Origin of the sequence: Hyphococcus lacteus (genome assembly GCF_041058985.1) — a bacterium.
Lineage (GTDB): Bacteria > Pseudomonadota > Alphaproteobacteria > Caulobacterales > Parvularculaceae > Hyphococcus > Hyphococcus lacteus.
In genome coordinates this window covers 2,007,409-2,026,737 of record NZ_JBEHZE010000001.1, presented here as the reverse complement: position 1 = coordinate 2,026,737, position 19,329 = coordinate 2,007,409, and the positions used below count along the sequence as shown (strand labels likewise).

Annotated in this window: 17 protein-coding genes; 3 read left to right on the top strand and 14 right to left on the bottom strand. The window is 50.9% G+C overall.

What is annotated here, in order from left to right; genetic code table 11:
* The 4 genes from ABFZ84_RS09665 to ABFZ84_RS09650 all read right to left on the bottom strand — a co-directional run bounded on the left by ABFZ84_RS09665 (window position 1) and on the right by ABFZ84_RS09650 (window position 2,383).
* Window positions 1-474: a choice-of-anchor V domain-containing protein gene (locus ABFZ84_RS09665; protein ID WP_369313815.1), complete on the bottom strand. Its 474-nt coding sequence runs from the start codon at window positions 472-474 to the stop codon at window positions 1-3.
* A gap of 50 nt (window positions 475-524) precedes the next feature.
* Complete coding sequence (locus ABFZ84_RS09660; protein ID WP_369313814.1) at window positions 525-1,538, bottom strand: Vgb family protein; 1,014 nt, start codon at window positions 1,536-1,538, stop codon at window positions 525-527.
* A gap of 107 nt (window positions 1,539-1,645) precedes the next feature.
* Entirely contained in the window at window positions 1,646-2,068 is a 423-nt protein-coding gene (locus ABFZ84_RS09655) for an SRPBCC family protein (RefSeq protein ID WP_369313812.1), read from the bottom strand.
* Between the two features lie 3 nt (window positions 2,069-2,071).
* Window positions 2,072-2,383 (bottom strand): ArsR/SmtB family transcription factor, encoded by a 312-nt coding sequence (locus ABFZ84_RS09650; RefSeq protein WP_369313811.1) that lies wholly within the window; start codon window positions 2,381-2,383, stop codon window positions 2,072-2,074.
* Window positions 2,384-2,758: 375 nt separating this feature from the next.
* On the opposite strand from ABFZ84_RS09650, the gene carB reads away from it, so the two are divergent.
* Together carB and greA are read left to right on the top strand one after the other, a co-directional pair.
* Complete coding sequence (gene carB / locus ABFZ84_RS09645; protein ID WP_369313810.1) at window positions 2,759-6,055, top strand: carbamoyl-phosphate synthase large subunit; 3,297 nt, start codon at window positions 2,759-2,761, stop codon at window positions 6,053-6,055.
* A 203-nt stretch (window positions 6,056-6,258) separates the two neighbouring features.
* Window positions 6,259-6,732 carry a transcription elongation factor GreA gene (gene greA / locus ABFZ84_RS09640; protein WP_369313808.1) on the top strand — a complete coding sequence of 158 codons (474 nt, stop codon included), beginning with the start codon at window positions 6,259-6,261 and terminating at the stop codon, window positions 6,730-6,732.
* 100 nt (window positions 6,733-6,832) lie between these two features.
* Here the strand turns inward: greA and gmk are convergent, their stop codons facing one another.
* The 7 genes from gmk to fabD form a co-directional block, all read right to left on the bottom strand.
* Complete coding sequence (gmk, locus tag ABFZ84_RS09635) at window positions 6,833-7,477, bottom strand: guanylate kinase (protein WP_369313806.1); 645 nt, start codon at window positions 7,475-7,477, stop codon at window positions 6,833-6,835.
* 9 nt (window positions 7,478-7,486) lie between these two features.
* Window positions 7,487-8,377 (bottom strand): YicC/YloC family endoribonuclease, encoded by an 891-nt coding sequence (locus ABFZ84_RS09630; protein WP_369313805.1) that lies wholly within the window; start codon window positions 8,375-8,377, stop codon window positions 7,487-7,489.
* The gene (gene mltG / locus ABFZ84_RS09625; RefSeq protein ID WP_369313804.1) at window positions 8,377-9,411 is read right to left on the bottom strand and encodes an endolytic transglycosylase MltG; all 1,035 of its coding nucleotides are present in this window, start codon (window positions 9,409-9,411) and stop codon (window positions 8,377-8,379) included. Before mltG ends, ABFZ84_RS09630 begins: the two co-directional genes overlap by 1 nt.
* Window positions 9,412-9,532: 121 nt before the next feature.
* Window positions 9,533-10,819, bottom strand: coding sequence for a beta-ketoacyl-ACP synthase II (fabF, locus tag ABFZ84_RS09620; protein ID WP_369313802.1), 1,287 nt, complete (start codon window positions 10,817-10,819; stop codon window positions 9,533-9,535).
* A gap of 139 nt (window positions 10,820-10,958) precedes the next feature.
* Window positions 10,959-11,195 (bottom strand): acyl carrier protein, encoded by a 237-nt coding sequence (locus ABFZ84_RS09615; protein WP_369313801.1) that lies wholly within the window; start codon window positions 11,193-11,195, stop codon window positions 10,959-10,961.
* Between the two features lie 168 nt (window positions 11,196-11,363).
* Complete coding sequence (fabG, locus tag ABFZ84_RS09610; RefSeq protein WP_369313800.1) at window positions 11,364-12,101, bottom strand: 3-oxoacyl-[acyl-carrier-protein] reductase; 738 nt, start codon at window positions 12,099-12,101, stop codon at window positions 11,364-11,366.
* A 44-nt stretch (window positions 12,102-12,145) separates the two neighbouring features.
* Window positions 12,146-13,081, bottom strand: coding sequence for an ACP S-malonyltransferase (gene fabD, locus ABFZ84_RS09605; protein WP_369313799.1), 936 nt, complete (start codon window positions 13,079-13,081; stop codon window positions 12,146-12,148).
* A 195-nt stretch (window positions 13,082-13,276) separates the two neighbouring features.
* Between fabD and ABFZ84_RS09600 the strand changes: the two genes are divergently transcribed.
* Window positions 13,277-14,308, top strand: coding sequence for a glycosyltransferase family 4 protein (locus ABFZ84_RS09600; RefSeq protein WP_369313798.1), 1,032 nt, complete (start codon window positions 13,277-13,279; stop codon window positions 14,306-14,308).
* Here ABFZ84_RS09600 and ABFZ84_RS09595 read toward each other — a convergent pair.
* From ABFZ84_RS09595 to ABFZ84_RS09585, 3 genes are all read right to left on the bottom strand, one after another.
* Window positions 14,305-15,210 (bottom strand): glycerophosphodiester phosphodiesterase family protein, encoded by a 906-nt coding sequence (locus ABFZ84_RS09595; RefSeq protein WP_369313796.1) that lies wholly within the window; start codon window positions 15,208-15,210, stop codon window positions 14,305-14,307. The two genes, ABFZ84_RS09600 and ABFZ84_RS09595, sit on opposite strands and share 4 nt — an antisense overlap.
* 33 nt (window positions 15,211-15,243) lie before the next feature.
* Window positions 15,244-16,173, bottom strand: a complete 930-nt coding sequence (locus ABFZ84_RS09590; protein WP_369313795.1) for a hypothetical protein — start codon at window positions 16,171-16,173, stop codon at window positions 15,244-15,246.
* A gap of 80 nt (window positions 16,174-16,253) precedes the next feature.
* Window positions 16,254-18,755 (bottom strand): TonB-dependent receptor, encoded by a 2,502-nt coding sequence (locus tag ABFZ84_RS09585; RefSeq protein ID WP_369313794.1) that lies wholly within the window; start codon window positions 18,753-18,755, stop codon window positions 16,254-16,256.
* Window positions 18,756-19,329 lie beyond the last annotated feature (574 nt).

Here is a 19,329-nt window from a genome sequence, read left to right as displayed (position 1 = left end):
TCAATCTGATTTTGCGGTAAATGTACGAAAGTGAATTTCATCGCCAAAGCTTGATTGATCGTCATTTGCAGCGTTAACAGCAATCATAATGATCACTTCACCCATGTTGTCTGGCGCTTTCCACTCAAATTGCCATTTTACGTGTCTGGGCACCGTTCCGGCTTTTGGTTCTGTCGATCTAATCTGACCGCTATTGACCTCTAGCGCTTCGTCCGTTGCCGAAAATCTACCGGCTGAAGCGGAAGCCAAAAACCCCGCAACCGTGCCGGCAGGCTTAGCAAAACGCAAATTTAGCGTATAGGTCGCACCAGGATCAATTCTATCAGGTAACCCATCAAGTGAAATCGCCATAGAATTCATTTGCGGCTTGCCGTCAAAATGGCACGAATGGCAATTCTGGATAGATTGTGGATCTGATGCGCCCCATGGCGCACCGCCAGGATTAGCCGCAGCGGGCATGGCGGTTATGACCATACCCGCTATGAAACACGCGAAGAGCCGCAACACCATTCTAATTCTGCATCCTAATTCTGCAACGGCTGCTCAACGATAGCGCGACCAATATAGTTTGTATCTGTACCAAACCACACAGCGCCCGTGGGTTGATGATAATGCATATGGCGAATTACACCGCCACCAGAAGGCACCTCAGTCGAACTAAAAAATTCTTCTGAGGATGGGTCAAACCCGACAAGCACGTTTGGGCTAACCCCACTAGCCGCAATCCAAATACGGCCGCTTGTGTCAGATGCTGTGCCATAGGGCCGCGCATTTTCGCCTTGAGGCATGGGCCATTCATCGGTTGTTTTGGTCTTAGGGTTATACACCCCTAAAGTTCCGGTTGCGTAGTCCACATACCAGATACGGCCATCTGCCGTAATTTCCATTCGCCGAGGTCTGGTCTCTTCCCGCGGCAAGTCAATTTCGGTCAACGCTAATGTCGCCGGGTCGATATGTGCCAGCTTGTTTGTACCGAACAACACCACCCAAACGGACCCGTCAGGTGCCATCTTGATACCATAGGGCCGTGAACGCTCTGTTTTTGATGGAATCAAATCCACTTTCCGGGTTTCGATGTTCATTCGGCCCATAAAGTTTCCGCCCTGGACCGTGAACCAGATGTTCTCCTCGTTCTCGTCAAATATAAGCGTATGCGGGTCACGCGCCGCTTCATCAGGCATTGCAATTTCTTCAATTTCCTTTGTGGACGGATCATATCGGCCAATCAAGCCATGCCGATTACCCGCATACCACACAACACCGTCAGACCCGATAATCAAATTGTGTGGCCCCGAGCCTTCGCGTAGTTCAACCCGAAATATTGTGCCTGTATTTGCATCCAAATGTCCGAGATAGCCGCCGCGCTGGCCCGCAAACCAAACTGAGCTATCACTTTCAGCATAGGGATCTCGAGGACGGGAGTTTTCAAACGGGACTTTCCATTCACGAATTTCAACTGATTCCGCACGAACAGCGTTCGCAGCAAATAATGCTGAAAAGCAAACAGCACCTGCCGCAATCATCCGTGTAAATTGCATATCACCTCCGAAATGAACAATTACCCCATCGCTAAATATTACCATATCGTTCGACCCAAGAGTCGGGTCAAATATAGCAAAACCAAAGTTTCTGAATAAAATTTTGGTTAGTTTGCCACCCGGCGCAATCGCGTGAAGTGTTCGTCCCAGCCGATATCGTGATCTGCCGCGGCGTTGAATGCGTCTTGGGCCACCTTCTCCCAACCATCATGCACTAAAGTGAGAATAGTGCCGCCGGACACAGCTTCTAATGTCCAGGTGCATTTGGTTTCCGCACCATCAATAAATTTATGAGTGAACGTATGAACCAACCGTTCAGGTTTTTTCATCTCCAGAACATGCCCCCAGCAGAGGGTCTCCCCCTCTTTGCCATAGGTGTTCGTCTCAAGGACATAGTCTCCCCCTTCAGCGAGATCATTACCGCCCCGATGAAACCATTCCGCCATTCGGTCAGCCTCGGTGAGGAATTTCCAGACATGCTCGGGTGGCGCTTTCAAAAATAGTGTTTTCACGATTTGCATTTTCGACATCGTTTATTCCTCCACGAGCTTTTTAAGATTGCTGAGACGGTCATCCCAGAATTCATCGAAATAGTTGAGCCACATAGCGGCGCGCTTAAGTGCCTGTGGGTTCAGATGGTTGATACGTTCTCGTCCACGCGGCTTTACGCTGATGACCCCGCCTTCGCGCAAAATGGTCAGGTGTTTCGCCACTGCGGGGCGCGACATATCAAATTCAGAAGCAATTTCACCCGTCGCCCGTGGTCCTTCGGACAGCATCGTGATGATAGCGCGGCGCGTCGGATCAGCGAGCGCTCTGAAAACTGGTTGAGACTGGTCTTGCATATTACGTAACCTTTTGGTTCCCAATTAATACAGAACCAAATGGTTACATGTCAAGCGCCATATAATTCGTTTTCACAGCGCCGAATAAAACGGCACGCCAGCCCTCATGATTCACCAAACCAGATCAGCAGTTTTAGCAATATCCATAAGGGCTTCCTCAATTACATTATAAGGACCCATCGCTCTAATTAGGGTGCGCGGCATTGGGCCGTGACAAAAAAACCCGCAAAAATTTCTCTTAGTTGGCTTCGCGGGCTTCCCCTCGTAGCGCACTTCACATAAGACACCGCTTTAATCGACAATTGATTCATTGACTGCGCGGCCAGCGGCCATTTTACGGCTCGTTCGTCTGCGTGGGTTTGCGCGCGAGTATTCATGGCCAAACGTACAGACATTTCATCCATTCTTATTATCGGTGCCGGTCCCATTGTGATTGGCCAAGCATGTGAATTTGACTATTCCGGTGTTCAGGCGGTCAAAGCCCTCAAGGAAGAAGGCTACCGGGTCATTCTGGTGAATTCCAATCCGGCAACGATCATGACTGATCCCGAACTTGCCGATGCGACCTATGTGGAACCGATCACGCCTGAGTTCGTTGAAAAGGTCATTGCCGCAGAACGCCCCGACGCATTATTGCCGACGATGGGCGGCCAGACCGCACTGAACTGCGCACTTGATCTCGTGGCCGCCGGGGTTCTTGAAAAATACAATGTCGAGATGATTGGCGCGCGCGCAGATGTCATCGAAAAAGCGGAAGATCGCGAAAAATTCCGCAAGGCCATGGACAAAATTGGCCTTGAGAATCCGCGCGCCGCAATCGCATCATCACCCGCCATCAAAGACGCAAACGGTAAAATAACCGACTATGACCGCCCGGCGGGCATCGCCAATGCGATGAAATACCTAGATGAGATCGGCCTCCCCGCAATTATTCGCCCCGCCTTTACCCTCGGCGGTACCGGCGGCGGCGTCGCCTATAACCGCGAAGAGTTTGAACATTTTGTCCGGACTGGCATCGAGGCCTCGCCCGTCGGGCAAGTTCTAATCGATGAGAGTTTGCTGGGTTGGAAAGAATTCGAGATGGAAGTTGTTCGCGACAAGGCGGACAATTGTGTCATCATTTGCTCAATCGAAAATGTCGACCCGATGGGCGTACATACTGGCGATTCAATTACGGTCGCGCCAGCGCTTACCTTGACGGACAAAGAATTCCAGATCATGCGGAATGCGTCGATCGCAGTTATGCGCGAAATCGGCGTTGAAACCGGTGGATCGAACGTTCAGTTCGCCGTTAATCCAGAAACGGGCCGGTTAATCGTCATTGAGATGAACCCGCGCGTATCGCGTTCATCCGCACTTGCATCGAAAGCAACGGGTTTTCCGATTGCGCGCATCGCCGCCAAGCTCGCAGTCGGTTACACCCTCGACGAACTTGAAAACGACATCACTGCCGCAACACCAGCCTCGTTTGAGCCGACCATTGATTACGTGGTTACAAAAATTCCTCGTTTTGCTTTCGAAAAATTCCCCGGCGCAGAACCAATGCTCTCGACCGCAATGAAGTCCGTTGGCGAGGCCATGGCGATTGGCCGTAACTTTGCCGAGTCGATGCAAAAAGCGCTTCGCTCGCTCGAGACCGGGCTTTGCGGCCTTGATCCAATCGACATCCCCGGCCTCGGCGCAGGCGATGATGTTAACGCATTTCGCGCAGCATTGGCGGCACCAACCCCTGACCGCCTCCGCGTAACGGCACAGGCGTTACGTCACGAATTACCAATCGAGCAAGTCCGTTCGATTACTCAATATGACCCTTGGTTCCTAGAGCAAATCGCCGAAATCGTAGCTGCCGAGAAACAAGTTGAACGTGACGGTCTGCCAAGCGACCCGGATCGCTTGCGCGCGCTAAAAGCGATGGGCTTTTCCGACAAGCGCCTTGCGCAGCTTTGTGAGAGCAACGAAACCGTCGTTCGACAATTCCGGCGGGAGCGCAAAGTACAACCGGTTTTCAAACGCATTGACACTTGCGCCGCAGAATTTGCCGCCAAGACGCCATATATGTATTCCGCCTACGAATCGAATTTTGCTGGCGAACCTGCTTGCGAGTCCAAACCATCAAATGCCAAGAAAGTTATCATCCTTGGTGGTGGCCCAAACCGTATTGGCCAGGGCATTGAGTTTGATTATTGCTGTTGCCACGCCGCATTCGCCCTTGCCGACATCGGCATTGAATCGATCATGGTGAATTGCAACCCAGAAACTGTCTCCACCGATTATGACACCTCTGATCGATTATATTTCGAGCCACTCACAGCCGAAGATGTTCTTGAAATTGTCGCGAAAGAACAAGAAAATGGCGAGCTGTTGGGCGTCATCGTTCAATATGGTGGCCAAACACCTCTAAAACTCGCAGGCATTCTCGAAGAAGAAGGCGTGCCAATTTTGGGTACACCTTTTGATGCGATCGACCTCGCAGAAGATCGTGAGCGTTTCCAAAAATTGGTACAGCAGCTTGGACTGGCGCAACCGAAAAATGCGACGGCCGCGAACCGTGATGTCGCTATCAAAATTGCCGAAGAAGTTGGCTACCCGCTCGTCACACGACCATCCTATGTGCTTGGTGGTCGCGCCATGGAAATCGTACGCGACGAAGCCGCACTTCAACGCTACCTCGCAACCGCACAAATCGAGATCAATCAAGACGAACCTTTGTTGCTCGACCATTATCTACAGAACGCTGTCGAAGTTGATGTGGATGCGATTGCCGACGGTGAAGACGTCTTTATTGCCGGTGTGATGGAACATATCGAAGAAGCTGGCGTTCATTCTGGTGATAGCGCGTGCTCGCTTCCGCCATACACGCTCTCTGATGAAGTCATAGAAGCGTTGAAAGACGAGACAAAAAAGCTTGCGCTCTCTCTTGGCGTAATCGGCTTAATGAATGTTCAGTATGCAATCAAAGATGATGTAATCTACTTACTCGAAGTCAACCCTCGCGCATCACGCACCGTTCCATTCGTTGCAAAAGCGGTCGGTCTTCCTGTTGCGCGGATTGCTGCCAAGGTTATGGCTGGCGTTAAAATCAAAGATCTTGATCTGAAATGGCCAGAATTTAAACACGTCGCCGTTAAAGAAGTTGTCTTTCCATTCTCGCGGTTCCCCGGTGTTGATACCGTTTTGGGACCTGAGATGCGATCGACCGGCGAAGTTATGGGCATCGACGTCAATTTTGAAAAGGCGCGTGCAAAAAGCCTCATTGGTGCTGGCGCACGTATCCCCATGTCGGGCCGCGTCTTTATTTCGCTGAAAGATTCCGACAAAGCCCTAATGGTCAATGCCGCGCGTAAGCTGCTCGATATGGGCTTTTCGATCATCGCGACCGGTGGCACAGCCGACTTCCTGAAAGAGCAAGGGCTGGATGTTTCGCGTGTGAACAAAGTCTTGGAAGGGCGCCCGCATATCGTCGATGCGTTAAAGAATGGCGAGGTTCACATGGTCTTCAACACCACTGAAGCCGCTCAATCAATCAAGGACTCGCGCTCGATCCGCACCACAGCTTTGGCTCAAAAAATTCCGTGCATTACAACCGCCGCGGGTGCTCGGGCCGCCGTCCGGGCGATAGAGGCCATGCGCGCGGGTGACCTGGAAGTGGCTCCCCTACAGGATTTTTTCTAAGCCTTAGATTAGAAAACCACCAAGTTTAACAACGTGCTGCGGGGAAAAACGACTTTTTCCCCAGACCTTGAATTTGCCCTTTCGGGGGCTTAAATACGGTTTTTGCTAAATCAGCGACGGTCCGGCATCCGCCCGACCGCGCTATTTTTTTTAGCTTTAATTCAAGGCACCAGCCTTGAGCGGAGGAGAGAAAGGGCGCGACCATGGAAAAATTTCCGATGACGCTCGACGGCTACCAGAAACTGGAAGCTGAGCTTAAAAAACTGAAAAACGAAGAACGCCCTGCGATTATCCAGGCGATTGCCGAAGCACGCGCCCATGGTGACCTGTCGGAGAATGCTGAGTACCATTCAGCAAAAGACCGTCAGGGATGGATCGAGAGCCAAATCCTGAACCTTGAGGATAAATATACCCGCGCGCAGGTTATTGACGTTGCGAAGCTTGATGGCGATTCCGTCAAATTCGGCGCGACCGTGACCCTGATTGATGACGAGACCGAGGAAGAAAAAGTCTGGCAGATTGTCGGCGACCTTGAGGCAGACATTAAGCTCCGCCGTATTTCGATTTCATCACCAATCGCTCGTGCGCTCATTGGCAAAAGCCAAGGCAATATGGTCGAAGTGGCCGCCCCCGGTGGCGCGCGATCATACGAGATTGCAAAAGTCGAATTCAAATAATAAGCACGATGACGCGCGTCATTCCGGACCGGTTCTGGCCGGACCTGTTCTGGCCGGACTTATTTTGGAATGATGCGCGGCCTCGACAGCTGCGGAATAATTAGTCGTCCCCGATCATTTCTTTTACGATGGCCGCAAGACCGACTTGGCGGCGGCGCTTTAAACGCTCCGCAAACAGAATAGAGCGCAGCAACTCTTCTGACTCGATCAAGTCATAATTGACGATGACGTAATCATATTCCGCCCAATGGGACATTTCCGCGTCCGCCTTTGCCATACGTTTTTGGACGACATCTTCCGGATCTTGTGCCCGCTTGCGCAAACGCCGCTCCAACTCTTCGCGTGATGGCGGCAAGATGAAAACTTTGACCACATCCTCGCCAGCAACTTCATCTAACTGTTGCGCACCTTGCCAATCAATGTCGAATAAAACGTCTTTGCCCTGACGCAACGTATCTTGCACTAACGATGTCGGTGTGCCGTAGTAATAGCCAAAAACATTGGCCCATTCCATAAATTCGTTATTATCACGCATACGGAAAAATTCTTCTTCGGTGACAAAAAAGTAGTCTTTTCCATGCGACTCACCAGGGCGTCGAGGTCTCGTGGTCACAGAAACCGACAAAACCATCTCGCCATCTTTTGTGAGAAGCCTGTCGGCCAAGGTCGTTTTTCCGGCACCCGATGGGCTGGAGAGGATAAACATCAGGCCCCTGCGGGCTACTTTCAGGTCGCCACCAATCATCGGCCAGTCCTATTCAATATTCTGCACTTGTTCACGCAACTGATCGATCACCCGTTTGAGATCAAGCCCGATACGTTTTAAATCCATATCCGCTGCTTTTGAACACAACGTATTCGCTTCGCGATTACACTCCTGAATCAGAAAATCAAGGTCGCGTCCGACTGGGCCAGCCTTGGCAAGCAACGCCCGCCCAGTTTTCACATGCGCATGAAGCCTGTCCAACTCCTCGCGAACGTCAGCCTTAATCGCGAGCAATGCCGCCTCTTGAGCGAGACGTTCTTCAGCAATACCGCTATCGCCCAAAAGCTCTTGTAGCTGCGCCTCAATGCGCTGCCGGATAGCATGTGGTGTTACGGCCGCGTGGGCCGCAGCATCAGCCGTGAGCTTCTCGATCTCATCGAACTGATTTTTAAGAACCAAAGCCATGGCTTCGCCCTCTTTAAGGCGTGCAGCCATAAGCCCGTCCAGCGCGTCCTCGTAACTTTTGGCCAGCGCTTCGCTCAAGCGAGCGCGCGCATCTTCGTCCATATCACCATCAATGGTTTCAATCACGCCGCGCAACCCCAAAATACCTTCAGGTTGCGGCGGGGCGCACTCGGTCTGTAGACGAAGCTTTTCAACCATCTTTACCGCTTCGATCAACATTTCTTGATTGACGCGATAGGCCGCAGACGCACTATCTGCGCTTAGGTTCACCGTACCATTCACCGAACCGCGCGCTAATCGTTTTTTTGTTGCCTTACGCAGTTCAGGCTCAAGCGATTCAAAACCTTGCGGTAACCGGCACCGCCACTCAAGACCGCGACCATTGACGCTACGCAATTCCCACACAAATCGCCAACCATCTTGAGCGCCTTCGCTACGCGCAAATCCGGTCATTGATGCAATATTACTCTTCACTATCCATCCCGTTGAGCACGCTCGCGCTCAATTTTTCGCCATGCAGCGACATTACGATTATGCTCTTGAAGCGTTGAAGCAAATGCGTGACCACCCGTCCCGTCGGCCACAAAGAAAATATAGTCCGTATCCGCCGGGTTCAACACGGCTTCAATAGATGCCTTGCCCGGATTAGCGATAGGTGTAGGCGGCAACCCATTGATCACATATGTATTGTAGGGCGTTTCGCCGCGCAATTCGCTCAGCCGAATACCGCGCCCCAATGGCTCGCCGCCAGTTAAGCCATAAATAATTGTCGGATCAGATTCGAGCCGCATGCCGCGCTTTAAACGATTGACAAAGACAGACGCAATTTGCGCACGCTCCTCGGGCAGGCCTGTTTCTTTTTCAACGATCGAAGCCAAAGTAATCGCTTCGGCCTGTGTTGCAAACGGAAGCTCCATCGCACGATCAGGCCACAACGCCTCGATCAATGCCGCTTGGTCATCCATCATCCGTTTAATAATAGCATCCCGGGTCTCGCCTCGCGTAAAGGCAAATGTCTCTGGAAGTAGCTCCCCCTCGGCTGGTGATAATGTGATCTCACCCGTGAGAGTTTCATTTCCCTCAACGAGGCGAATGATTTGCGCTGTAGTCAGGCCCTCAGCCGCTGTAAAAAAATGTAAGATGCTTTTGCCTTCGATTAGAAGGTCAATGACGTCCATAACGCTGGCACCCTCGGGTATCCGGTATTCGCCAGCTTTCAATGCGCTCTGTACACCGCGTATTCTAACTGCCGCCACAAATAATTTTGGATGCTCAATAACGCCGTCATCTGCGAGTTGTTTTGCAATAGTCGAGACCGCGATACCGCTGGGCAATAAAACAAGCGTGTCTTCGTCACTGGGGCCCGGCTTGGTTACCTCGCGATAACCAAAATACGCTCCGCCAGCAATCGCAAGGCTAGCGATCAGACCAACCACAACGGCAAATATAAAAAAGGATTTCACTGCCCCACCGCGCTGCCCGCGCGAAAGTTTGCTAGTCGAATTCATTCTGCCCATCCCCGCAAATTCCCCGTATTGCGCTTATTGCGCACATAGTTGTCCTATGCGCGCCACAAGCTTAGAGCGTTTTTGCCCGAAGAGGAAACCAAGTTTCGTTGGTATTTGGCAGCTAAGCATCAACCCGGCGCATAATAAGCGACGCATTGGTGCCACCAAAACCAAACGAATTGGAAAGCGCGACACTGATCGACTTTTTTACGGCTTTATTCGGCGCGAGATTGATTGGTGTCTCCACCGACGGATTGTCGAGATTAAGGGTCGGCGGCGCAACGCCATCGCGCATGGCCAGAAGGCAGAAAATTGCCTCAACCGCGCCAGCAGCGCCCAAGAGGTGCCCGATTGACGATTTCGTCGAAGACATAACCAGACCTTCAGCGGCCTCACCGAACAACCGCTCTACAGCGCGCAATTCAATCTCATCGCCCACCGGCGTCGAAGTACCGTGCGCATTGACATAATCAATATCTTTTGGCGTCAGGCCGGCGCGTTTCAACGCCATCTGCATAGCGCGATAACCACCATTGCCGTCGTCAGCGGGCGCAGTGATGTGATGGGCATCGCCCGAAAGGCCGTAACCGATAATCTCGCCATAGATTTTAGCGCCGCGCGCTTTTGCATGCTCATATTCTTCGAGCATCACAAAGCCTGCCCCCTCACCCATCATGAAACCATCGCGGTCCTTATCATAGGGACGCGATGCTTTTTCAGGTGTATCGTTAAAGTGCGTTGTTAGCGCCTTACACGAAGCAAACCCGGCAAAACCGATCGGGCAAATTGACGACTCCGCACCGCCAGCAAGCATGACATCGGCATCATCAAAAGCAATGAGCCGAGCAGCATCGCCGATGGAATGCGCACCAGATGAACACGCTGTTACGACGGCGTGATTTGGCCCTTTCATTCCGTGACGGATAGATATCTGGCCAGAAACCAAATTAATCAAATTGCCGGTGATAAAAAATGGCGAGACCCGGCGTGGGCCTTTTTCGTTCAAGACCAGAACTTCACGTTCAATCCCTTGAAGACCGCCAATGCCCGAGCCAGTCATTACGCCGGCACGTTCGCGCTCTTCGTCGGTCTTAAGCTCAAGTCCTGAATCGTCAAACGCCATATGCGCAGCAGCAACGCCATAGACCATAAAATCGTCCATGCGGCGTTGTTCACGCGCTTCAACCCAATCGTCAGCATTAAAAGCAGCATCACCTGCTTTTTCACCGCCGCCATAACCATTGGTTTTGGGAATTTCCGCTGCGATTCGGCATGGCAGCGCAGAGGTGTCGAACTTTTCGACAACCCCAGCACCAGATTCGCCATTGATGAGTCGCGTCCACACGGGCTCAATTCCGAACCCGAGTGGAGAAACGATTCCTATTCCGGTGACCACAACACGACGCATGCCATTTAACTCCGATCAAAAACAATTGAGCCGAGATGGTATGCGCTTGAGTCAGGCACCGATGCAGGCATCAACAATACAGGCAAACGGCACCGCTGGCGCTAATCCACCGGCGGCACGTCAACACAAAAAGAGCGAGTTACTTTTTTTGCTCTTCGATAAACTTGATAGCGTCGCCAACAGACTGAATTGTCTCAGCAGCGTCATCAGGAATTTCAACGTCGAACTCTTCCTCAAACGCCATGACTAACTCGACAATATCGAGGCTGTCTGCACCGAGGTCATCGATGAAGCTCGCTTTTGGCTCAACTTTCGCTGCATCTACGTCGAGGTGCTCGACAACAATTTTCTTTACGCGTTCCGCAAGATCAGACATTCAACGCTCCTTAGTAAAAACAGTTATTTATACTTTCCGACAGATAACTTAAAGATGGGGGCACTGCCGCCAGAAAGATCTTATTCGGGGCGCAATTACGGCATATTGCAGATTGTTGCAACGCCAAAACCACCTATTTAAGACCTCAAACTGACGCCAACACCGCGTTTAGACCATCGCCATGCCACCATTGACATGAAGGGTTTGGCCAGTGACGTAGCGTGCCTCATCTGATGCGAGGTACACGGCTGCGCTCGCGATGTCATCTGGAGAACCCATCGCCCCAGCAGGAATTTTCCCCAGAATCGCTTCTTTTTGTTGGTCATTGAGGGCATCGGTCATCGCAGTTGCAATAAAACCGGGCGCAATACAATTCACAGTCACATTACGGCTGGCGACTTCCTGTGCCAGAGATTTCGACATCCCGATCATGCCGGCCTTCGAAGCTGCATAATTCGCCTGGCCCGCGTTCCCGGTGACGCCAACAACCGAGGTGACCCCAATGATGCGTCCAAAGCGCTGCTTGGCCATACCCCGTAGGCTTGCCTTCGCTAGCCGGAAATAAGCGGTCAGATTAATCTTGATGACGTCATCCCACATGTCCGGTTTTAACATCATCATCAGATTATCGCGCGTTACGCCCGCATTTGAAATGACGATGTCGAGACCGCCCATGTTCTCAATCGCTTGCTTGGGTAGCGCATCCACCGCTTCAAGATCGGAAAGGTTACATGGCGCTATATGCACACGATCTTTCAGCTCTGTGGCCAATGCCTCAAGCTTTTCAGCGCGCGTTCCAGAAATCGTTACCGTCGCCCCTTGCTTGTGAAGTGACTTCGCGACCGCTTCGCCGATGCCACCTGTGGCACCAGTGACGAGCGCCCGTTTACCGGAAAGATCAAACATACCGTATCCCTTTTTCTGTCTACGGAAGAACTAAACTATTGCAATCAGGCTTTGACAAAGCCGTCAATATCGCCGGGCTCTCCGACGTTGGAAATTGTAACACTTCGGTCAATGCGTTTGACCAAACCGCTCAGGACCTTACCCGAACCAAGCTCAACAAAATTATCGCATCCTTGCGTAATCATATATTGGACGCTTTCCGTCCAGCGCACACTTCCTGTCACCTGCTTCACCAAGAGTGCGCGAATTTCACTTGGACTAACGGTGGTTTGTGCCGTCACATTGGCAACCACAGATGTAACTGGTGCGGTGATTTCGGTTTTTCCCAGCGCCTCTTCCATTCGGTCAGCCGCTGGTTTCATTAGGCTTGAATGAAATGGTGCAGACACCGGTAAAAGCTTTGCGATCTTCGCACCAAATTCTTTCGCGCCAGCACAAACGGCTTCAACGCGTTTTTTCTCGCCCGAAATAACGACCTGCCCCGGCGCATTGTCATTTGCAATTTCGCAGACGCCCTCGCCCGCTGCGGCGTCGATTGCTTTTTGTGCGCCTTCAAGGTCAACGCCGATTAATGCTGCCATTGCGCCTTGGCCAACCGGCACCGCCGCTTGCATCGCTTCACCACGAATGCGCAATAATTTTGCGGTATCGGAAAGGCTGATCGCGCGTGCTGCACAAAGCGCAGAATATTCACCGAGCGAATGCCCCGCCACAAACATCGCATTAGCAATGTCTAGACCCGCTTCTGCTTCAAGAATGCGCACAACCGCTACTGAATGCGCCATCAACGCTGGTTGCGCATTTGTGGTCAGCGTCAATTCTTCCATCGGGCCTTCGCGCATCAACTTAGACAAGTTCTGGCCAAGTGCGTCGTCAACTTCCTGATAGACTTCTTTGGCAACTGGAAAGGCCTCAACCAGGGCCGAACCCATACCAACAGCCTGACTACCTTGTCCTGGAAAAATATACGCGCGCGCCATTCGGTCTGCCTTCTTTGGAATCAATCGAGAGCGCGGACATAGCGTTCAGTACCCTTTAGGGCAAGAAGCAGCGCAAATTACTGATGATGTTCAACAATATTTTGCGGCTTTTGGCGGGCCCTGTTATTAGCGCAACAAATCAAAATCTGCCCCACGCAATGCCTAAACAGCGTAATGTCATCACAAACGAGCAATATGACCCAAAAACCGCCTATCCGCATCGCGAATATTTCAAATAACCCGGATATGGAGTGGGTCTGGCTTCGCGACCTCATGGGGCCGGATTTCACGATTTCAGGTCGGCCCTTGGAATGGACCGGATATTCGATGGCCACCAATTCACGCCGTTTAGCGGCTTTGGGACGGCTACGTGGGGCGCAGGTGCTGGCGGCGGATGCCCGCAAAAACCCCTTTGACCTGATTGTCTCGCACGGCCCCTGGGCCACAGCATGGGTGGAATGGTTCGCAGGAGCGGCGACAGCCAAAGCAAAGCATCTGGCGTTCGCGTTTAACTATACTGATCTGCCCACGGGAATCAGAAAAAGCGTGATGAAAAAAGCATTCAGCAAAGTAGATGCTTTCGCGGTATTTACCGATGCAGAACAAGGGCTTTACGCTGATATGTTCGGTCTCGACCAGAGCCGCTTTTTGCGCGCACCGTGGGGCGTTTCGGCACCGCTTAAGGGACTCGAACCTCGAACAATCGAAGGGCCTTATTTCGCGGCACTCGGCGGCGAAGCCCGTGATTATGAAGTCCTCTGTGATGCAGCACGTGCATTGCCCAATATTCGTTTCATTGCTGTAGCGCGATCCCATAACTTCGATGGACTGAACCCACCACCTAATCTTGAGACAAAGTTCAATCTGCCCTTCAACGAGGCTTGGGGGATCGTTCAACGCGCCGAAGCGGCACTAATCCCTTTGCGGAGCCGCGAGACGCCCTGTGGGCTGGTGACATTAGTTGGCGGTATGCATTTGGGGAAAGCGCAAATCGTTACCGATGCCGCTGGCGCGGCGGACTATATTACCGATGGCGTCACCGGGTTGTTAGTTCCCCCAAGAGACAGCGGCGCCCTCGCCGATGCGATCACTAAGATTGCTGAAAATCCCGTGTTAGCGGCAGAGATCGGGGCTGCTGCCAAAGACTATGCAACAACCCATTGCAGCGAAGAAAACACCATCCGCTTTTTCAGCGAAATCCTCAGCCAATGGTTCAACGAAAATTAGCCGCAAGCGCGCGGTAATGATTTGCGTAATTTCAACTCCTCGAGGATAGCAATCAGCGCTTCGGGTTCATCGGTTTGAATCACATCCGGTTGCGTTTCAATGAGCGCTCGGACTAACCGATCATCACCCCAACCGAGCATTTGATCAGCAAGGCCAAGCGCATTGATATATCCAGAAACACCAATTTCATCGAGCGCATCAGAAAGCTCTTGTGACGCATAGTTTTCACGCAAGTGAATAAGCTCAAGTTGATTTTGCTTTGCGAGCATCAACACTTCATCAGCAGTGCTACCAATCGGCTGTACGACTGCTTCGGGCAGATAGGTGCGGACTTCATCGAGCACGCTCATTTTACTGTTGTAGAAAAAAACGCCAGACGCCGCACCGCTTTCGTGTATGACCTTTGCAATCGGCGCAATATCAATGGATTTCAAATCCACATTGATGGCAATTTTACCGCGCGCCGCCGATAACGCTTCCGCCAGCGTTGGAATTTTTTCGTCGGTTAACGCGCCATCAGCCATACGAAGCCGTAGAGTTTTTATCGCTGACAATGTTTTGTCTTTGACAATGCCCGTACCCGAAGTCGTTCGGTCCATCGTTGCATCATGCATGAGGACCGGGACGCCATCCTTTGAAAGACGAACGTCTAACTCAACGATATCAACACCCAACTCAATCGCGCGTTCAATCGACGCGATTGAATTTTCTGGAGCACTATCATGAGCCGCCCGATGGGCAGTCACTAATATTCTTCCGTTACGATCATCCCGAATAGAATTTATAACCGCATCTGAACGGCAAACAGTATTCCAACCAATTTTTGACGCTTCTTTGGAGCCCATACACCCTGTTAAAGTCACCAAGAATGCCACAGCGATCCATCGAGATTGTATCAACATACTGTTTGCCAATTCTTTTTTGCATCCCCGCGCTTACTGACCCGGATGCCCTTCTACTTCGACCGCAGTGAAAGAAAAAATTTCCGGGTTCGCTTCATCGGCCGTGACCATTACATAGCCGCGCTCCGGCGATCCGAATACCTCTAGCCTTGTAACGTGATTTGCACGCGTGCGACCGTCATTGAATTTAAGCGGTTTATCAACCCGGAAAATATGGCTGTCGCCATGCACCGCAAGAATTGGCACTCCAATTTCTGCGCCTTCATTTGCGAGCATAGATTTGAAATCGCGATAAGCCGTCGCACGCCAATAAATGTCTTCCCAATGCGGGTTACCATGAAACAAAACAACCAGCGCTTTGGCTTTCTGTGCCGTCACTTCGTCATAGGCCGCTTGTAACCATTCTAAATTCGCCGCGTTGCGGCGTTCATATTCATCAAAGGCGTAACGATCAGGATACAGCCCGTTATTCCCACCGGGCATATGCAGGGTCACAAACACAACCCCGTCACGTGTCCAACGTGCGTTTTCGCGATATTCGCCTTTTTGCTGTTTAAGCGGCATTGGGTTCTGGCCGAGGCTCTTACCCTTTGGCACCAGCGTCTCACGCAATTTTTCAAGACGCTCAAGAGGATACCAGTCGCCTTTTCCTTTTAGCCTACAGTCAGTCCAGGCATTGTCACCGGGGACAAAAACCAACGGGCCTTCAATTTTGCTAAAAACTTCGGCGGCTTCCTCGCGTTGTTGATCAGTGCACGGGCCACCACCCTGAATATCACCAACAAATATTGTAAATTCCGGATTAGATTCGTTGATACGTTCGGCAAGGGCCAGGTCTTTAGCGTGACCCGCTGCGGTTTCTTCTTGGATGTCGCCAAAAACTGCAAAGCGCAATGGCTCAGCAGCAACAGACGAACAAAGCGCCGCGCCGGCGCAAAAACCCGCCAATAAAGTTTTGATCATGTTCAATCACCTTTTCTGAATACGAAAAAGAACGGCTAGCGCTTGGGTGCTAACCGTTCCTTTGATTAACAACCTACGAATTAATATTTGTAGGCAATTGTGAACCAGTAAGAGTTTCCGAAATCATTGATTTCACGAAGGTGGTTTGTGTCGGTATAGTAGTTCGTACGTGGATTATTTAGCAAATTGCGGCCTTCGAGCTGAACTTGGAAATTGTCGGTCAACTGCCAGCGAACCTGCGCATCAAGCTGTTCGTATGATGTCTCAGCGCGCGTTGCACTCGTTGGACGGTCATCCACATAATTATAAGTTACTTTAGCCGAGAACGGGCCTTTAGCGTAGAGCGCAGCCACATTGTAGAGGTAATCCGGTTGAGACAGAAGATTACCATCTGGTGCCGGGCCGTCGATACCATTCATAAGCGTTAGGTTAGCCGCGACACCGAACCCATCAAACGGCGCTGGTAGAAATTCGAACGTGTCATCGGTGTACGAAATTTCAAGACCAGAGACTTCGATTTGATCGAGGTTGATTGGCTGCGTGACCGTATAAGTGTCGCCGTTGATCACTTCCTCTGAGCTTACAGACGTGATCTGGTTTTTGATGATCTTGTGGAACGCAGCAACCGAGAAGAACTGACCGCGATCAATATACCATTCAAAACCAAGATCGAAGCTCTTGGATTCACGTGGTTTTAGGTCTGTGTTCGCCCGACGGATCGTCAAATTCACTTCATCGAAAGTCTCAGCACCCGCAAGGTCAGGGTGGTTCGGGCGGCCCAATGCCTCAGCAAAGCCAGCACGAATTTTCATCTGAGGTGAAATTTCAAACGAATAGACGACTGATGGAAGGAAGTGACCATAGTCGATTTTACGCGCGACTTGTTCTGGTCCGCCGTTCAATGTCGCAACCGTTGCAACCTCAGTGCGTTCATAGCGAAGACCGCCAATCAGCGTATGTGGTCCATTGCGGTACGACAACATACCGTAACCAGCCGTGACGTCTTCTTGAATGTCATAAAACGAGTTTGCGTTTGACGCATCGACCGCATCGAAAAGGCCAGGATTTGCAAAAAGGAAATCGGTAAACAAATCTTCGTCAATGTGCGGATAGTTAAATCCAAGATTTTCAACTGTATAAGACTCTGAACCAGCGTCGATAAAATCCTGAACAGTAAGAACTGTGCTTGGATCTGCTAATGTGAAGTTTGTGGCTTCGTCATAGCGGTCTTTTTCAAGATTGCGATATTTTACACCAACCTTGAAACCAAATCCCGGTTCATCGCTTTCCATATTCCAGCTATAATCAGCTTTGAATTCTGTGACGTCTTCTTCGTTACGGAAATTTCCATGGTAATAGTTTTGGAACTGGAATTGATCGAGACCATTTTGAAGCACTGTTGGGTCATTAAGTGTCACGCTTGCTAGCGTACCATCGTCCACACTTTCACCGTCGAAATCATAGCTATACCCTAACCCCGGTAGGCTCCCCGTGCGGAAAGACGCATTCGGGTATGGGTGGCCTTGAACACCATGAGAGTAATAAGCAGCAACTTCGAGAAGGCCGCGCTCAGTTGGGCGGAATTCAACTTTGCCCTGAAGGTTGTCGATCGTTTGACCCAATGGGAATTTATCAAAACGGAGCAATCCCTCACCCGCCGAATAGTTACCCGTTGTCGCAGAAGTTTGCGTCAAACCTTCTTCGTAGATACGGAACTGCGTACGAACTTCGTCATATTGGTAATCGAAGCGCGAAGCCGTTAGCGAAACATGGAAATTGTCGTTTGGCTTGTATTCGAACTTTGCAAGACCGTTCCAACGAACAATCTGGTTCGCATAATCAAGCGGTTGCGCTTCGTTTACAAAATCACCGGTCGCATTTGAACCTACGCCAATGATAGAACGACCTTGATCGCGCTTTTTATCAAAATAAGTACCCGCGAAAAGTACGCCAATCGTGTCATCAAAGAATGTTTGCGACACCGCGCCATCAAATCGGTAAGATGGGTTTGAAAAACTGTTGGGTAATTGACCCGTGTTGCTGTGAAGCCCAACCGAAGCATTTGCGACAGCATAGAGACCTTCTGCGTCGAATGCAGAACGTGTCACAAGATTGATAACGCCACCAACGCTGTGTCCATCAAGATCAGGTGTAACCGCTTTGAAAACCTCTAAGCGCTTAACCGCTGTTGGCGGAATTGATTCGATATTGATGTCGCGATCCGAACGGTCTGTTGATGCGATCTGTCCGCCATCAATGGAAATGAATGTGTAACGTTGATCGAGACCACGAAGACCAACATAGCGACCTTCATCTTCGTCAAATACAGTCACAACGCCCGGCACGCGGCGAAGGCTATCGGCGACGTTCAGGTCGGGCTGACGACCAAGTTCGTCAGCGCTTAGGAAATCTGCAATACGGTCATCGTTTGCTTTTGCTGCAATCGATTCACGCGTTTGAAGCCGATATCCGGTGACAACTATTGTATCATCGGCATTGGCATCTTGCGCCATTGCAGTACCTGATACGGCCAACCCGGCAGTAATCGCAGCTACAGACGCCACGAAATATAATTTCTTCATGAGTATCCCCAGATATATATCGGCAACCAACAGCCGATGAATGAGCAAAAATCTACGCGCTGCTCTCCCCACAACCCGCAGGGCGCTTCTAGCGTTAACGGATTTCATCTGTGAACCGACTTTTAATGAATGTTTTGCGATTGTTTTTTTACGAAAATGTATATTGAAGTAACATCAATGAGCCCCGCGACAGATCAAATATCTATCGATGGCTTTTGTCAGAGTCTTTGAATATGGCGTGTAGGGACTTCTAATAACTGCGCCCACAAGGCTACAAAGAAAATGTGATATAACGGAAGGCATAACCAATACGACAAATCAATTACAAATGCGTACGACGCGCGCCGGGTTGCGCAATCCGTGCCCTTCGATACAGCGTTGCAAATCAATTCGTATAATGATTTTGTGAAGATTAGATATTCACATTACTTGCGAGCGAGCACATTCGTAAACAGCAAATTGATTATCACACCGCCGACCACAAACAGGACCGCCGCCTACCACAACGCCCATCTTGACCGGAAACAACCAATAAAGGCGGCCGTAAATGCCGGGGGAGTCCGACCCCAGCCAA

What these genes read in the sequence shown, in the direction of transcription:
- ABFZ84_RS09665 (WP_369313815.1), bottom strand. Translation starts at nt 474, where the DNA reads ATGGTCATAACCGCCATGCCCGCTGCGGCTAATCCTGGCGGTGCGCCA.
- ABFZ84_RS09660 (WP_369313814.1), bottom strand. Translation starts at nt 1,538, where the DNA reads ATGCAATTTACACGGATGATTGCGGCAGGTGCTGTTTGCTTTTCAGCA.
- ABFZ84_RS09655 (WP_369313812.1), bottom strand. Translation starts at nt 2,068, where the DNA reads ATGTCGAAAATGCAAATCGTGAAAACACTATTTTTGAAAGCGCCACCC.
- ABFZ84_RS09650 (WP_369313811.1), bottom strand. Translation starts at nt 2,383, where the DNA reads ATGCAAGACCAGTCTCAACCAGTTTTCAGAGCGCTCGCTGATCCGACG.
- carB (WP_369313810.1), top strand. Translation starts at nt 2,759, where the DNA reads ATGGCCAAACGTACAGACATTTCATCCATTCTTATTATCGGTGCCGGT.
- greA (WP_369313808.1), top strand. Translation starts at nt 6,259, where the DNA reads ATGGAAAAATTTCCGATGACGCTCGACGGCTACCAGAAACTGGAAGCT.
- gmk (WP_369313806.1), bottom strand. Translation starts at nt 7,477, where the DNA reads ATGATTGGTGGCGACCTGAAAGTAGCCCGCAGGGGCCTGATGTTTATC.
- mltG (WP_369313804.1), bottom strand. Translation starts at nt 9,411, where the DNA reads ATGAATTCGACTAGCAAACTTTCGCGCGGGCAGCGCGGTGGGGCAGTG.
- fabF (WP_369313802.1), bottom strand. Translation starts at nt 10,819, where the DNA reads ATGCGTCGTGTTGTGGTCACCGGAATAGGAATCGTTTCTCCACTCGGG.
- ABFZ84_RS09615 (WP_369313801.1), bottom strand. Translation starts at nt 11,195, where the DNA reads ATGTCTGATCTTGCGGAACGCGTAAAGAAAATTGTTGTCGAGCACCTC.
- fabG (WP_369313800.1), bottom strand. Translation starts at nt 12,101, where the DNA reads ATGTTTGATCTTTCCGGTAAACGGGCGCTCGTCACTGGTGCCACAGGT.
- fabD (WP_369313799.1), bottom strand. Translation starts at nt 13,081, where the DNA reads ATGGCGCGCGCGTATATTTTTCCAGGACAAGGTAGTCAGGCTGTTGGT.
- ABFZ84_RS09600 (WP_369313798.1), top strand. Translation starts at nt 13,277, where the DNA reads ATGACCCAAAAACCGCCTATCCGCATCGCGAATATTTCAAATAACCCG.
- ABFZ84_RS09595 (WP_369313796.1), bottom strand. Translation starts at nt 15,210, where the DNA reads ATGTTGATACAATCTCGATGGATCGCTGTGGCATTCTTGGTGACTTTA.
- ABFZ84_RS09590 (WP_369313795.1), bottom strand. Translation starts at nt 16,173, where the DNA reads ATGATCAAAACTTTATTGGCGGGTTTTTGCGCCGGCGCGGCGCTTTGT.
- ABFZ84_RS09585 (WP_369313794.1), bottom strand. Translation starts at nt 18,755, where the DNA reads ATGAAGAAATTATATTTCGTGGCGTCTGTAGCTGCGATTACTGCCGGG.